The following is a 14,347-nucleotide window of genomic DNA, read 5'->3' as shown; positions in this document are numbered from 1 at the left end:
TTCTGTTTGATTGTGCAGCGCGCCTAGGGTTCCGGTTCCGAAAGGGATGCTGGTCCGAGAGGCGCAAGCCGGTCGACGTTTCATAGACCGGTGACACGGCGGGCCAAAATCCCGGGAGACAACTGCACAGGTTTGTCGCGCACAAGCCTTCTCCCGGTTTGTGTGCAAGAGCCTTTCTTGAATTGACTGATCCGAAGTGATCCGCAAAACAAGCAGGAGCGCACACATGTTAAAGACGTTTTTTAAAACACTTTCGTTTGCCGCCGTCCTTTCTGCCTCTCTGGCTTCCCTGCCCGCCCACGCCGAAGAAAAATCCGAATTCAAAGTCTGCTGGTCGATCTATGTCGGCTGGATGCCGTGGGGCTATCTGCAAGACAGCGGCATCATGAAAAAATGGGCCGACAAATACGACATCTCGGTCGATATCGTGCAGATCAATGATTACGTTAAATCAATCAACCAATATACCGCCGGCGAATATGACGGCTGCTCCATGACCAATATGGACGCGCTTTCGATCCCGGCCGGTGGCGGGGTTGATACCACCGCCCTGATTGTTGGCGATTATTCCAACGGCAATGACGGTATCATCCTGAAAGACGCAACCGACCTTGCCGCCATCAAGGGGCAGAATGTCAATCTGGTCGAACTTTCCGTTTCCCATTATCTACTGGCACGCGCCCTTGAGAAAGTAGGTCTGTCTGAACAGGACGTCACCGTCGTCAATACATCCGATGCCGACATGATCGCGACCTATGCCACCGATGATGTAACATCTGTCGTGACGTGGAACCCGCTTCTATCGGAAATCGCCGCCAACGATAATGCAACGCTTGTCTTTGACAGTGCGGGCATTCCCGGCGAAATCATCGATATCATGATGGTCAACACCGAAACCCTTGCCAACAATCCGGCATTTGGCAAGGCACTGGTCGGTGCATGGTATGAACTGATGGGCATCATGGCATCCGACACGGACGAAGGCATTGCCGCACGCACTGCAATGGCCGAAGCATCTGGAACCGATCTTGCCGGATATGACGCCCAGCTTGCCAGCACGGCGATGTTCTTTACCCCGGACAAGGCCGTTGAATTCACCAAATCAGCCGAGCTTCCCGAAACCATGAAATTCGTCGCCGAATTCCTGTTCGACAAGGGCATCCTTGGCGAAGGCGCACCAAGCCCGGAATTTGTCGGCGTCAGCTTCCCGGACGGCAGCATCTATGGCGACAGCGCCAATGTGAAACTGAAATTCGACACGACCTATATGGAAATGGCCGCCAAGGGCGAACTTTGAGCGCAGCGTGTTCGCGTCACCACGCGCTTTGCTGATTAATGCTGTTTAACTCTGTCGGCCATCCGGCCCGGTAACATTCATTGCACCGGTTGCTTCGGGTTCGGATGGCCGACCTTTGTGAACTTTGCCCCGTTTTGACACCTATACCGTTTTTGCAATTGCAAGGTGACGGCCATGCGTATCATCAACCGCACTCTTTCAAGACGCGCGGCCATATTGCTGGGTTCGACCCCGTTTGCGCTTTTGATCGGGGCCTATGCCATCGCAAGCCATCTGCGACGGATCGATAATCCGGCGGACAAACTGCTGCCGTCACTAAGCAGCATGGGGGATGCGATCTGGCGCATGGGGTTCGAGGCCGACAAACGGTCGGGCGATTATCTGCTGTGGCTTGATACGGTCGATAGCCTGTCGCGCCTTACGGTTGGTATTTTCATTTCCACCCTGCTTGCCGTCGGGCTTGGCATTTCCATCGGCTTCATTCCGCATATCAGGCGCGGGCTGGCACCGTTTGTCGCCACCCTGTCACTGATCCCACCGATTACCATTCTGCCAATCCTGTTCATCATTTTCGGATTGGGCGAAACATCCAAGGTGATGTTGATTATGATCGGCACCGCCCCCGTCATGATCCGTTGCGTGTCGCAGGCGGTGATGGAAATCCCGCGCGAACTGATCATCAAGGCAGAAACGCTGGGCGCATCAACATGGCAAATGATCACGCGCGTGGTCTTGCCGCAAGTCATGCCCAAACTGATCACCGCCATCCGGCTTGGCCTTGTCCCGGCGTGGATATTCCTGATTTCGGCCGAGGCCATCGCATCCACGAGCGGCCTTGGCTATCGCATCTTTCTGGTCCGCCGTTACCTGGCGATGGATGTGATCCTGCCTTATGTAGCCTGGATCACGCTTCTGGCCTTTATTCTTGATCGCCTGCTGCTGATGGCATCGCGCAGGGCTTTTCCGTGGAACCACCTTTCGGGGGATAGTCTGTGATGCGCGACCCGAAATTCATGATCCGCAACCTGAGCAAGTCTTACGGCGAATATCCGGTACTTGAACGCATCAATCTGGATATCGAAGCCGGGGCGTTTTGCACGCTGGTCGGGGCATCGGGCTGTGGCAAATCGACCTTTTTGCGCATGCTGCTGTCCCAGGAACTGCCAAGTGGCGGTGATATCCTGATGGATGGCGCCCCATTGCCGCAACAACCGACACCTGATCGCGGCATCGTATTTCAGCGTTATTCGGTTTTTCCGCATCTGACCGTTGCCGAAAACCTGATGATCGGGGCGGAATTTGCCGCACGCAAATTGACCGGCCGCCTGTTTGGCCGTGCCCGCAAAAAGGCCCGCGACGACGTTGCCGAATTGCTTGAAACAATCGGCCTGTCACCGGCGGCCAACAAATATCCCAGCCAGCTTTCGGGTGGCATGCAGCAACGCCTTGCCATTGCGCAGGCCCTGACGATGAAGCCCGGCGTGCTGCTGCTCGACGAGCCGTTTGGCGCGCTTGATCCGGGTATTCGCAATGACATGCATGAATTGCTGCTGGGCCTTTGGAAGGCGCATGACATGACGATTTTCATGGTCACGCACGACATCCACGAGGCCTTCAAACTCGGCACAAGGATGCTGGTGTTTGACAAGCTGCGCGACGATCCGGTCACACCCGAAGCCTATGGCGCGACCATCACATATGACCTGCCGATTGATCTGTCTGCGGCACCGGTTCCCGGTGCCAATGGCGAAACCGATGAAACCGACGGCATGAATTTCTCGGCCGCCCTGATGGCGACCACACCCGTTCCCTGATCTCGAACCCGAAAGCCAACCCAACAAAGACTGACGCAACCCGAAGGAAACAACCATGCGCGATTTCTTTGCCCCCCAAAATGTCCGCCGACATCGCGTGGCCGGAACATTGCCCGCCCCCAATGCAACCCGCCATCACCACCCGAATTTCGACAAGCTGCAATTGCGCGGATGGAAATCGGCGGAAAAAGAAGCCCTGCTGCCATCAGCCGCCTGGGAAAAGGAAAAGCAGTGGGCGCTTCGCATGGGTCTGACCGGGTCCGATTGCCTGACTGATAAATCAATTCCGACCTTTGCCCGGGGTGAACTGCCCCATTATGCCGGGATCAATACCTTTCTGAAAGCGCCCTATATCGAAGACGTTACCAAGGTCGGCGCCTATGATGCAGCCGTGATCGGTATCCCGTTTGACGGTGGCACGACATACCGGCCCGGCACGCGTTTCGGCCCGCAGGGGGTTCGCAAGATATCCGCCCTTTACACGCCCTATAACTATGAAATGGGGGTCGATCTTCGCGAACAGATGACGCTGTGCGATGTGGGCGATGTTTTCACCATCCCGGCCAATATCGAAAAGACCTTTGACCAGATCACGCGCGCGGTCAGTCACGTCGCATCCAGCGGCGCGCTGCCGATCATGATCGGTGGCGATCATTCCATCGGCTTCCCGTGCGTGCGCGGCATTGCGCAATGCACATCCAAACGCATCGGTATCGTGCATTTCGACCGTCATATCGACATTCAGGAAAAGGACCTTGATGAACGGATGCATACCACGCCGTGGTTCCATGCCACCGATCTGGTCAATGTTCCGGCGGTGAACCTTGTGCAGGTCGGCATTGGTGGCTGGCAGGTCCCGCGCGAAGGGGTCGAAGTTGCGCGCAATCGCAATACCAACATCTTCACCATGCGCGATGTCGAGGAACTCGGACTTGCCGAAACCGCGGCACGCGCGCTTGAACTGGCATGGAAGGATGCTGATGCTGTCTATATCTCGTTTGATATAGACAGTGTCGATTGCGGGTTCGTTCCGGGCACCGGCTGGCCGGAACCTGGCGGCTTCCTGCCGCGCGAGGCACTGGAACTTGTATCGCTCGTCGCCGCCGAAGGCATTTGCGGGCTTGAGGTCGTTGAGGTTTCCCCGCCCTATGACTGCTCGGACATTACCGCCCTTCTGGCAACGCGCGTGATTGTCGATGTGCTGGGCACACTGGTGTCGCACGGCAAAATGGGATCGCATCGCGGCATCATCGACAAACCGGTAAGCATCCCCGCCGGCCCGGATGTGGAGTAACCCGATGCCCCATGATCATCCCCACACCCACACGCATCATCAACATGATCACGACCACCATCATCATGATGTCGGGCAAAACCACTCACACGGACCGGGGCATAATCACGCCCCGGACCACGATCACCTGCATTCGCATGTCCACGGCCAAAGCGACGCCGACCATGCCGAAGAATTACAGGTCCTGTCCTCAAGCTTCGTCGAAGGCTTCCGCAAGGCCGATGACAAGGCAAGCTACCTTCGCCTTGCCGACATCCCGTTTCAAAAGACCGGCAAGGACGGCCTGACCATGCATCTGGTCGATGCCAGAATCACCACGCACTGGCAAATCGGCACCGCCTGCCCGGCCTTTGCCACCCGCGAACTGGCCTATCTGCCGTTTCCCGGCAGCATGATCGAGGAACGCGAAACCATGACATTCACCTATGTGTCGATGACCGAACGCTCCGATATCGATTTGCTAAGCTTCACGGCCGAACGCTTCGGACATGCGCACAATCATGACCACCTGCATCACCATCACAGCTAAACAAAAAGGGCGCGGATCAAACCGCGCCCTTTTGCAATTTTATCGCCTAAACCAACAGTCACGCATGCTGGCTACGCACGCCGGACTTGAACAGTTTATAGGTGATCGAATCCCGAAGCGCGTTATAGGACGCCTCGATAATGTTGGTTGAAACACCAACTGTTGACCAACTATTGCCCTCGGCATCGCGGCTTTCGATCATGACGCGGGTGACTGCGCGCGTGCCATCACCACGTGTTATGATGCGGACCTTATAGTCGATCAGTTCGATCTGCTGCACGGCTTCGACATATTCCGGCACGGTCAGAAGCACCTTGCGCAATGCCGCGTCAAGCGCGTTGACCGGGCCATTACCCTCGGCCACGGACATGAACTGCCCGTCACCAACCACGACCTTGACTGTCGCTTCGGACATGGTGATGACCTGTTCGTCCTGCTCATCCACCCAGCGGCGTTCGTCAATCACGCGGAACGATGTCACACGGAAATAGCGGTCAAGCTCGCCCAGTGCCTTGCGCGCCAGAAGTTCGAAACTTGCTTCGGCACCGTCATAGGCATAACCATCAAATTCGCGTTGCTTGACCGCTTCGACAAGCTTGCCAACCGCATCAGATTTCGGATCGACCTCGACCCCGATTTCACGGAACCGGGCCAGAATGTTTGAACGCCCCGCCTGATCCGACACAAGGATATGACGCTGGTTTCCGACAAGCTCCGGCTCGATATGCTCGTAACAGGCCGGATTCTTTTCCACGGCGGACACATGCAATCCGCCCTTATGCGCGAATGCACTATCCCCGACATAGGCCGCCTGACGGGTAGGCTCGCGGTTAAGCCGTTCATCAAGGATGTGCGAAATCCGGCGGAGATGGGCTAGCTGTTCGTGTGAAATGCCAACGTCATAGCCCATCTTCAGCATCAATGTCGGGATGATCGAAATCAGGTTGGCATTGCCGCACCGCTCACCCAGACCATTCAACGTACCCTGCACCTGCCGTGCCCCGGCACGAACCGCCGCCAAAGAGTTCGCCACCGCATTCTCGGTATCGTTATGGCAGTGAATGCCGACATTCTCGCCCGGAACATGGGAACAAACATCGGTGACAATGTCGAAAATCTCATCGGGCAGAGTGCCACCATTGGTATCGCACAGGACAACCCAGCGCGCACCGGCCTCGTAGGCCGCCTTGATTGCGGCAAGAGCATAGTCGCGGTTGGCCTTGTAGCCATCAAAGAAATGTTCCGCATCGAACATGACTTCGGAAACCTGGCTTTTGAGATGTGCGATGGATTCCGAAATCATCGCAAGGTTCTCCGAAAGCTCGATCCCGAGCGCCTCGGTCACCTGAAAATCCCAGCTTTTACCGACCATGCAAACAATCGCCGCGCTTTGTGCAAGCGTCGTCAATCCCGGATCGTTTGATGCCGAACGCCCCGCGCGCCGCGTCATGCCAAATGCCGTCAGTTTCGAATTTTTAAGTTTCGGTGGATTGGCAAAGAATGCGTCATCGGTGGGGTTTGCACCTGGCCAACCGCCTTCAATATAGTCAATCGACAGCTCGTCCAGTGCCTTGGCAATTGCGGTTTTGTCCGCTGCCGAAAAATCCACGCCCTGGGTCTGCTGCCCGTCGCGCAAGGTACTGTCGTATAGATAGACGCGCTTGTCTGACATATTCATTCCAAAACTGATCGATCTTCTCTTGTTCCGGCATGTGCCGGACGGTCTGGCAAATTGCCGCAAAACCGTCATTTACGCAACCGCATTACAAGACATGCCAATTATGCGCTGCTTTTTGCCCAAAATCGCCTAATTGCCCACCTTTAGGATAGCAAACCTGTCCCCCTGAATGGTTGTAAAGGCATGGTAGTAATGATTAACTCTACCATACATTGTGAAGTGACTGGGAATACACCCCCCATTTCTTCGGGCTTCGCATGGATAGGGACACCAAGATGGCATTGAAAGCCGCCGAAGATTTTGACGTTATGCTGCTTGCGGGTCTGACTTGGCACCGTGCCGGCAAAAACAGCTGGACGGCGTCCGACCGTTTCGCCGCTTACACGATCTTTCTCGAACCTGATGACCGCTGGTACGGTCAATGGGAACGTGACGGCGAAAAAACGGCGGCGGACTGGTCCTGTCCTACCCTTGAAACCTTTGCCGAATATATGGTCGACAACGCCCGTCGCCAGAATATCGACGGCATGGATTGAAATTCGCCTCCCCTGTTGGCCGCGCTGCCATCAGAAGCGTCCCACGTGCACACCCCGAAACTCGGATTAGATGATTAATCTACCTCCCCCCGCCGAGTTGTTGCACATATGACGGCCTGTCTCCCCCGGACAGGCCGTTTCTTTTAAGCCCGCGCATTTCTGTCCTTGCGTTTGGCTTCATACCGCTTATGTGTGACCCATCCAGATATTCATAAGACAAGGCACAATTCATGAGCAACGGCATCCCGATGCAGATCGATATCGTCTCCGACGTTGTCTGCCCCTGGTGCATCATCGGCTACAAAAACCTTGAACAGGCGATTGAGCGTCTGGACGGTCAGGTCGACATCAAACTGCGCTGGCACCCGTTCGAACTGAACCCGGATATGGGTCCCGAAGGCCAGAACCTGTCGGAACATATCAAGGAAAAATACGGCCTGACCCCGGATCAAAGTGCGGAAAATCGCGACCGTATTTCGATGATGGGTGAAAATGTCGGCTTTGACATCCGCTTTAGCTCGGACAGCCGCATCTACAATACCTTTGATGCGCACCGAATGCTTTATTGGGCGGGCAAGGAAGGCAAACAGACCGAATTGAAACTGGCCCTGTTCCGCGCCTATTTCCAGGAAGGCGAAAATCCCGGCGATCACGGCGTGATCAAACGCGCCGCCGAGGAGGTTGGTCTGTCACCGGAAAAGGCAGACGAAATTCTTGGTAGCGACATGTTCGCCAAGGAAGTCCGCGCCGAAGAGGAAGAATTCCGCAATGCCGGTATTTCATCGGTTCCGACCTATGTCGTGAACGGCAAATACGCCATTTCCGGCGGCCATCCGCCCGAAGTTTTCGAACAGGCATTGTCCGAAATCGCCCGTCAGGTCGAGGTTGCCGACGACGAAGTCATTTTTGAAGACTGATACCGTCATCGGATATGATCATCAAAAGCCCCGGTTGCCTTTTGCACCGGGGCTTTTGCATTCTCGACAGAACTACAGCCGGGGCGTACAGTTTTCATACCGCCACCACGGCATGTTTGCCACCATGTTTGACAAAGGATCGCCCCATGATCGACTTTGCCGATATCGCCCCCTATTTGCCGGGAATATTTCTTGCCTATGCCGCCCTTCTGATGGGCTTGATCAGCCCCGGCCCTGCCTTGTTGGGTCTGATGGGTGTCTCGCTTGAACGCGGTCGCCGTGCCGGTCATTGCTTTGCCATCGGGATCGGAACAGGTTCGCTTTGCATTGGCATTCTGACCCTGACGGGTCTGTCCGCCCTTCTGGCAAGCTGGGCTGATGCCATGACCATCATTCGCATTGCCGGCGGGATTTATCTTTTATGGATGGCTTTCAAGGCATTTCGTTCCGCTTTCCGGCCCGCCCAACCGGCTGGCGATGCCATTGCGCGCGACAATAAAACCATCTCGCCGGTCGGGTATTTCAGTCGTGGACTGAGCCTTCACCTGACAAATCCCAAGGCAATCCTGACATGGATTGCCATCATCTCCATCGGCTTTGCCGATGGCACGCCACTTTGGGTAGGATGGGTGATCGTGATTGGCTGTGGCACGATTTCAACCGTGGTACATTTCGCCTATGCCACCGCCTTTTCCACCGCCCCGGCGATTTCGCTGTATCGTCGGGCGGCACGCTGGATCAATGGTTTGCTGGGTGTGTTCTGGTATTCGCCTGCTTGCCGGGCGTTAAATCGCGCGGCACGAACTCTAGTCATCCCCGCCGGTATCAAGCAATGACCGGCGGGTGACACCGCTTTTCTGATCCATCCAGCCGCCAAGCACCGTCAACCAGACAGCAATCAGGGGCAGCAGCGCGATATTCTGGTCCATCACCCATAATGTCCCGCTGGACAGTACACACCACACCAACGGCACAGGCAACAGGACCCAGCGCCACGACCCGCGCGCCAGCAGGATAAAGCCAAGTGTTCCGATTGCCGTCGGATCGGCGGCACTACCAAACAGTTCCGCCTGTATCAGGTCACGCCCTTCGATCAGACCGACAAAGGGATAGACGAAAATCGCAATCGCGATCATCACCACCCCGGCAATGCTGGAAAAATCACCGCGCCAGCCAAATCGCAACGGCATCCGGCGCGCGGCAAACATCACCATCAACAATGCCTCTGTGATAAATGCCGGAATGAAATAAGGGATTATCCAGTTGATCGGCTGGTAATAATACCAAAGGAAGCCCGCAGTCACCCAGCCCCAGATCATCGCCAACAGCACAAGCGCCAACCGGTTGCCGCGATTGCCGTACCGGATGGAAAGGCCAAAGGTGATGATCCCTGCTACCAATGCGGCGGTAACCGCCAGCCACCATGTGGTATTCAGCGTTTCAAACAGCCGGTAATAAACGCGCGGCGAAAACAGCAGAAAATCTGCCAGACTGTAGCTCCACCACTCGCTCATCACAGAACCCCGATCACGGCAGCAATACGTTGGCGCATGTCGTCATCGGGCATTGGGCCGGTGGCCGCCTGCATGTTTTCCATGGCGTGCATCGGCTGTGTCGTTGCCGGGATCGGACAGGTCACCGCCGGATGGGAAATCAGATACTTCAGAATCAACTGCGCCCAGCTTCGCACTTCGATCTCGGCGGCAAAGTCCGGCAGTTTTTCACCTTCAAGCCGATCAATCAGATGGCCGCCCTGAAACGGTCGGTTGACGATCACGGCAATTCCGCGTTCCGAAGCCAGCGGCAGCAGGTAATCCTCGACCTTGCGATCCACCGGGTTATAGGTGACCTGTACGAAATCAAGCGGCGTGTTTTTCATCACCGCGATCAGATCATCGGTGCGTCTGCCATGCGACGTCGTCACGCCGACATAACGCAGTCGTCCGGCATCCTTCATATCGAACAGAAGCGGCAGATTGTCGTTGATCCCCACCAGATTATGGACCTGCAACAGGTCAAACTTTTCGATGTTCCAGTAATCAGATGTTTCGGCGATCTGTTCTGCACCGTCATCCGACGTCCAGACCTTGTCGGTTGAAAATACCCGATCACGCGCTCCCAGTTTATCAAGCCCGTAACCAATCACATCCTGGGACGATCCATACATCGGCGAACTGTCGATCATCCGTCCGCCTCCGTCAAAAAAGGCCTGCATGACATTGGCGCACTGGTCGCGCAAAACCGGATCATTGCCGACATTAAACGTGATCCAGCTACCCAGACCAACCGCCGGGATCATTTCACCCGTTGACGGGATCGGCTTTTTGATCACATCAAGAACCGCACGATTATCAAGCGTTTGCGCCCAAAGCGGTTTGATCGCGCCAAGGCCCGCTGTTGCGCCAATTGCCGTCGCACCGCGCAGGAAATTCCGTCGACCCAGTAAAAACATCGCAATCCCAACATTGTCGTTTCGAACCGGTCACAGGATAGAAGGTGGTCAGAATGTCATGTCTGCGCAACTGCAAGCTGTTGCACAAACTGGCAAAAAATTTACGCTTGACCTAAAGTACACTCCAGCAGCTAGCCTTTTGAAAGTTCCCCAAGCTGAAAGGTGACCGACATGATGATTGGTGAAGTCTCGGCCAAAAGCGGTTTGCCCATTCATACGCTGCGCTATTACGAAAAAATCGGTCTTGTGCCCAAACCATCCCGCGATGCGGGCGGCCGACGGTACTATGACCCGGAAATTCTCGATTGGCTGACTTTCATAAGCCGGCTTAAGGATCTTGGCATGCCGATCCGCGACCGGGTCCGGTTTGCCCGTCTGCGCAGCGAAGGCGAACAAACGGTTGGCGAACGGCGCGAACTTCTTGAAATCTATCGGACCGGGTTGGCCCAGAAAATCGCCGAACTGACCGAAACCCTCGAAGTGCTCGATTACAAAATCGCCAATTACGACGAAATCGGCCGCAAGAAAACGGCCTGACCTCAAAAATACCTTACAGGAGCCCCTTATGACTGAACATAAAAGCGCGCTCGACGCCGGGCGCGATGTTGTCGCACGTCTGAACCCGCCGCTTGAAGGTGCCTTGGCCGAAAAATACGATACCCTGGTGCCCGGATTTGCCGAAAGTCTTGTTGAATGGGCCTATGGCCGTCATTACGCCCGGCCCAACCTTGATCTGAAAACCCGTCAGCTCTGCACGATTTCCGCCCTGACGGTTCTGGGCGGGCAAACCGCACCGCAGCTTAAGGTCAATATCAGACATTCTCTTGCTGCCGGGGCGACACGCGAAGAAATCATCGAAGCGATCTGGCAGATGGCGGTTTATGGCGGTCTTCCCGCCGCGATCAACGGCCTGAATGCCGCACAGGAACTGTTTGACGAACTGGACGCCACCGCCAATTAAAGCAAAAAGGCACCGCAGGTCTCCCTGCGGTGCCTTTTCCAATTCAAATCCGACGGATCAAACGCGCTTCCAGCTCGTACCGTCCTTGAAGTCTTCAAGCAGGATACCACGCGCCAAAAGATCGTTTCTGATCTGATCGGCGGTGGCAAAGTCGCGGTTTTTCTTCGCTTCGGCACGCTGCTGGATCAGACTGTCAATCTCGGCAGCTTCATCTTCATCGGCAGAACCGGTGAACCAGGCTTCCGGATCATTTTCCAGAATCCCCAGCAACTTTGCCGCCGCCAGAACACGGCCCTTGGCTTCGGCCTTATCATACTTCTTCGTCGCCTTGTTAAGTTCGGTCACCAGTTCATGGAATTCCGAAATCGCCAGCGGCGTATTAAGATCATCACACAGCGCATTCAGAACAGATTCCGGCACCGGAGTGTTTTCCGGTTCGATATCGGTGGTCTGGCGAAGGGCAGTATAGAACCGATCCAGCGCCTCTTTGGCCTGACGCAGGTTTTCTTCGGTCCAGTTGATCGGCTGATGATAGTGGGTTCCCAGCATCGCCAGACGGATCGCCTCGCCCGGCCAGCTTTCGAGCAATTCATGCACGGTGACAAAGTTGCCAAGCGACTTGGACATCTTTTCACCTTCGACCATCAGATGGCCGTTATGCATCCAGTATTTGGCGTAACTAGAACCCTTGTTCGCGCAGCAGCTTTGCGCGATTTCGTTTTCATGATGCGGGAAAACCAGATCCGATCCGCCGCCATGAATGTCGAAATTCGCGCCCAGATAGCGCGTCGACATGGCAGAGCACTCAATATGCCAGCCCGGACGTCCGCGGCCCCATGGGCTTTCCCAGCCCGGCGTCTCGTCATCGGATGGTTTCCAAAGCACAAAGTCCGCCGGGTCCTTTTTATAGGGGGCGACTTCAACCCGGGCACCGGCGATCATTTCCTTGCGGTCGCGACGCGACAGTTTGCCGTATTCTTCATACTGGCCAACGGAAAACAGTACGTGCCCTTCGGCGGCATAGGCAAAGCCCTGTTCGATCAGGCTTTCGCACATCGCGATCATTTCTGCGATATGTTCGGTCGCGCGCGGTTCGATATCGGGCTTGGCGGCATTAAGCGCGCCCATATCATCCAGATATGCCTGATGGGTACGTTTGGTGATTTCCGAAATGGGCTCGCCACTTTGGCGGGCACGTTCGTTGATCTTGTCATCAACGTCGGTCACGTTGCGCACATAGGTCACGTTTGGATAGATATGGCGCAATACACGCACCAGCGTATCAAACACCACAACAGGCCGAGCATTACCGACATGGGCATAGTCGTAAACCGTCGGGCCGCAGACATAAAGCCGGACATGGTTGGCATCGATCGGCTCGAACACCTGCTTTTCGCGGCTTAATGTGTCATAGATACGCAATGTCGTCTTGGTCATGTTTTCGGTCCATATGGCTTGTGTTTTCGGGTTTGCGGGATATTTCCGGCGGTCAAAGCTGTTTGCTTTAGACCGCCTTTCCACAAAGCCGCTCACACGCCTTTTCACGTCCGATCAGAACCAGCATCGCTGACATTTCCGGGCCATGTTCACGCCCCGTCAACGCCTTACGCAGCGGCATGAAAAGATCCTTGCCCTTGCGGCCGGTCGCATCCTTGATCGCACCGGTCCATGCTTTCCAGCTGGTTGTGTCAAGGTCGCCTTCGGGCAGCATATCGGCCGCCTGCTTTAAAAATTCTGCATCGGCGTCGTCAATCTGCGGGATGACCTGTTTGGTGATCACATCCCACCATTCAACCGCTTCTGCCACGCGCCAGCAATTACCGCGCACCGCATTCCAGAATTCTTCGGATGCGTCGCCCAGGCCAAGGGCCTCAAGCTTTGGCTTTGCCGTTTCAAACGACATGTCATGAATGACTTTTTCGTTCAGGCTGGCAAGTTCCGCCGGATCAAATTTCGGGGTCGAACGGCCATAATGCGACAGATCGAATTTGCCCAGAACCTCGGTCAGGGTCGCCGGTTCGATCTTGTCCGATGCACCAAGCCCGGTCAGAAGCCCGACAAGTGATGCGACCTCGAACCCGTCATTGCGCAATTCACGCAGCGAAAGGCTGCCCAGACGTTTCGACAACTGCGAACCACCCGGCCCCGCCAAAAGCGGCATATGGGCAAATTCAAGCGCACCGGGCTTACCACCCATCGCCATATAAAGCAGGATTTGCGACACCGTATTGGTCACATGGTCCTCGCCGCGGATAATATGGGTAACACCCATTTCAAGGTCATCAACCACGGAGCCAAGCATATACAGCAGCGATCCGTCTTCGCGGATTAGAACCGGATCGGACACATGTTCGGTATCGAACGTGCAAATTCCGCGCGTCAGGTCATCCCATTCAACCACGCCATCGGTCAGAAGGAAGCGCCAATGCGGTTTGCGCCCTTCCGCTTCAAGATGGGCGATTTCATCATCCGAAAGCGTCAATGCCTTGCGGTCATAGATGAAGGGCTGATGACGCTGGCGGGCGGCCTTGCGTTTCCAGTTCAGTTCGCCTTCGGTTTCATAGCACGGATAAAGCATGTTGCGCGATTTCAGGTCGTCAATCGCCGCGTCATATTTATCCTGACGCAGGCTTTGACGTTCTTCGCGGTCCCAGTCGATACCAAGCCATTTCAGGTCTTCACGGATCGCATCGACATATTCGTCTTTGGAACGGACCGGATCGGTATCGTCAAAGCGCAGGATAAACTCGCCGCCATGTTTACGGGCATAAAGCCAGTTCATCATGGCAACACGGGCATTACCGACGTGAAGAAGCCCGGTCGGGCTGGGTGCAAATCGCAGGACAGGTTTTGTCATTTCAAACTTTTT

The 14,347-nt window shown here is 55.5% G+C and carries 15 protein-coding genes and 1 riboswitch; of the genes, 10 read left to right on the top strand and 5 right to left on the bottom strand.

What is annotated here, in order from left to right; genetic code table 11:
- Nucleotides 1–12 precede the first annotated feature (12 nt).
- A riboswitch (guanidine-I (ykkC/yxkD leader) is annotated at nt 13–120 on the top strand.
- A 106-nt stretch (nt 121–226) separates the two neighbouring features.
- The 5 genes from R1T41_RS12110 (at nt 227) to R1T41_RS12090 (ending at nt 4,934) form a co-directional block, all read left to right on the top strand.
- Nucleotides 227–1,297 (top strand): putative urea ABC transporter substrate-binding protein, encoded by a 1,071-nt coding sequence (locus tag R1T41_RS12110; RefSeq protein ID WP_317337251.1) that lies wholly within the window; start codon nt 227–229, stop codon nt 1,295–1,297.
- A 174-nt stretch (nt 1,298–1,471) separates the two neighbouring features.
- Nucleotides 1,472–2,293, top strand: coding sequence for an ABC transporter permease (locus R1T41_RS12105; RefSeq protein WP_317337250.1), 822 nt, complete (start codon nt 1,472–1,474; stop codon nt 2,291–2,293).
- Entirely contained in the window at nt 2,293–3,111 is an 819-nt protein-coding gene (locus R1T41_RS12100; protein ID WP_317337249.1) for an ABC transporter ATP-binding protein, read from the top strand. The genes R1T41_RS12105 and R1T41_RS12100 overlap by 1 nt, the downstream gene beginning before the upstream one ends.
- Nucleotides 3,112–3,166: 55 nt before the next feature.
- The gene (locus R1T41_RS12095; protein ID WP_317337248.1) at nt 3,167–4,405 is read left to right on the top strand and encodes an agmatinase family protein; all 1,239 of its coding nucleotides are present in this window, start codon (nt 3,167–3,169) and stop codon (nt 4,403–4,405) included.
- A gap of 4 nt (nt 4,406–4,409) precedes the next feature.
- On the top strand, nt 4,410–4,934 hold the full coding sequence (locus tag R1T41_RS12090; protein WP_317337247.1) for a hypothetical protein: 525 nt from the start codon (nt 4,410–4,412) through the stop codon (nt 4,932–4,934).
- A 58-nt stretch (nt 4,935–4,992) separates the two neighbouring features.
- On the opposite strand, the gene cimA is transcribed toward R1T41_RS12090, so the two are convergent.
- Nucleotides 4,993–6,606: a citramalate synthase gene (gene cimA, locus R1T41_RS12085; RefSeq protein WP_317337246.1), complete on the bottom strand. Its 1,614-nt coding sequence runs from the start codon at nt 6,604–6,606 to the stop codon at nt 4,993–4,995.
- A gap of 281 nt (nt 6,607–6,887) precedes the next feature.
- On the opposite strand from cimA, the gene R1T41_RS12080 reads away from it, so the two are divergent.
- The 3 genes from R1T41_RS12080 (at nt 6,888) to R1T41_RS12070 (ending at nt 8,901) form a co-directional block, all read left to right on the top strand.
- Nucleotides 6,888–7,148, top strand: a complete 261-nt coding sequence (locus R1T41_RS12080) for a hypothetical protein (RefSeq protein WP_062952942.1) — start codon at nt 6,888–6,890, stop codon at nt 7,146–7,148.
- A 230-nt stretch (nt 7,149–7,378) separates the two neighbouring features.
- A complete protein-coding gene (locus tag R1T41_RS12075) occupies nt 7,379–8,065 on the top strand; it encodes a DsbA family oxidoreductase (RefSeq protein ID WP_007091292.1) in 687 nt (228 codons plus the stop codon).
- Between the two features lie 146 nt (nt 8,066–8,211).
- Nucleotides 8,212–8,901: a LysE family translocator gene (locus R1T41_RS12070; protein WP_317337244.1), complete on the top strand. Its 690-nt coding sequence runs from the start codon at nt 8,212–8,214 to the stop codon at nt 8,899–8,901.
- On the opposite strand, the gene R1T41_RS12065 is transcribed toward R1T41_RS12070, so the two are convergent.
- On the bottom strand, nt 8,872–9,579 hold the full coding sequence (locus R1T41_RS12065) for a DUF6064 family protein (protein WP_317337243.1): 708 nt from the start codon (nt 9,577–9,579) through the stop codon (nt 8,872–8,874). The two genes, R1T41_RS12070 and R1T41_RS12065, sit on opposite strands and share 30 nt — an antisense overlap.
- Nucleotides 9,579–10,517: an aldo/keto reductase gene (locus R1T41_RS12060; RefSeq protein ID WP_317337242.1), complete on the bottom strand. Its 939-nt coding sequence runs from the start codon at nt 10,515–10,517 to the stop codon at nt 9,579–9,581. Before R1T41_RS12060 ends, R1T41_RS12065 begins: the two co-directional genes overlap by 1 nt.
- Nucleotides 10,518–10,688: 171 nt before the next feature.
- Between R1T41_RS12060 and R1T41_RS12055 the strand changes: the two genes are divergently transcribed.
- Both R1T41_RS12055 and R1T41_RS12050 read left to right on the top strand, forming a co-directional pair.
- Entirely contained in the window at nt 10,689–11,054 is a 366-nt protein-coding gene (locus R1T41_RS12055) for a MerR family transcriptional regulator (protein ID WP_062952946.1), read from the top strand.
- Between the two features lie 28 nt (nt 11,055–11,082).
- The gene (locus R1T41_RS12050) at nt 11,083–11,478 is read left to right on the top strand and encodes a carboxymuconolactone decarboxylase family protein (protein WP_317337241.1); all 396 of its coding nucleotides are present in this window, start codon (nt 11,083–11,085) and stop codon (nt 11,476–11,478) included.
- Between the two features lie 57 nt (nt 11,479–11,535).
- Here R1T41_RS12050 and cysS read toward each other — a convergent pair whose 3' ends face one another.
- Entirely contained in the window at nt 11,536–12,915 is a 1,380-nt protein-coding gene (cysS, locus tag R1T41_RS12045) for a cysteine--tRNA ligase (RefSeq protein ID WP_317337240.1), read from the bottom strand.
- Between the two features lie 67 nt (nt 12,916–12,982).
- A complete protein-coding gene (gene gltX / locus R1T41_RS12040; protein ID WP_317337239.1) occupies nt 12,983–14,335 on the bottom strand; it encodes a glutamate--tRNA ligase in 1,353 nt (450 codons plus the stop codon).
- Nucleotides 14,336–14,347: the final 12 nt, after the last annotated feature.

The organism is Thalassospira lucentensis (genome assembly GCF_032921865.1).
In the GTDB taxonomy this organism is placed as follows: domain Bacteria; phylum Pseudomonadota; class Alphaproteobacteria; order Rhodospirillales; family Thalassospiraceae; genus Thalassospira; species Thalassospira lucentensis_A.
This window is presented reverse-complemented; position numbering and strand designations above follow the sequence as displayed.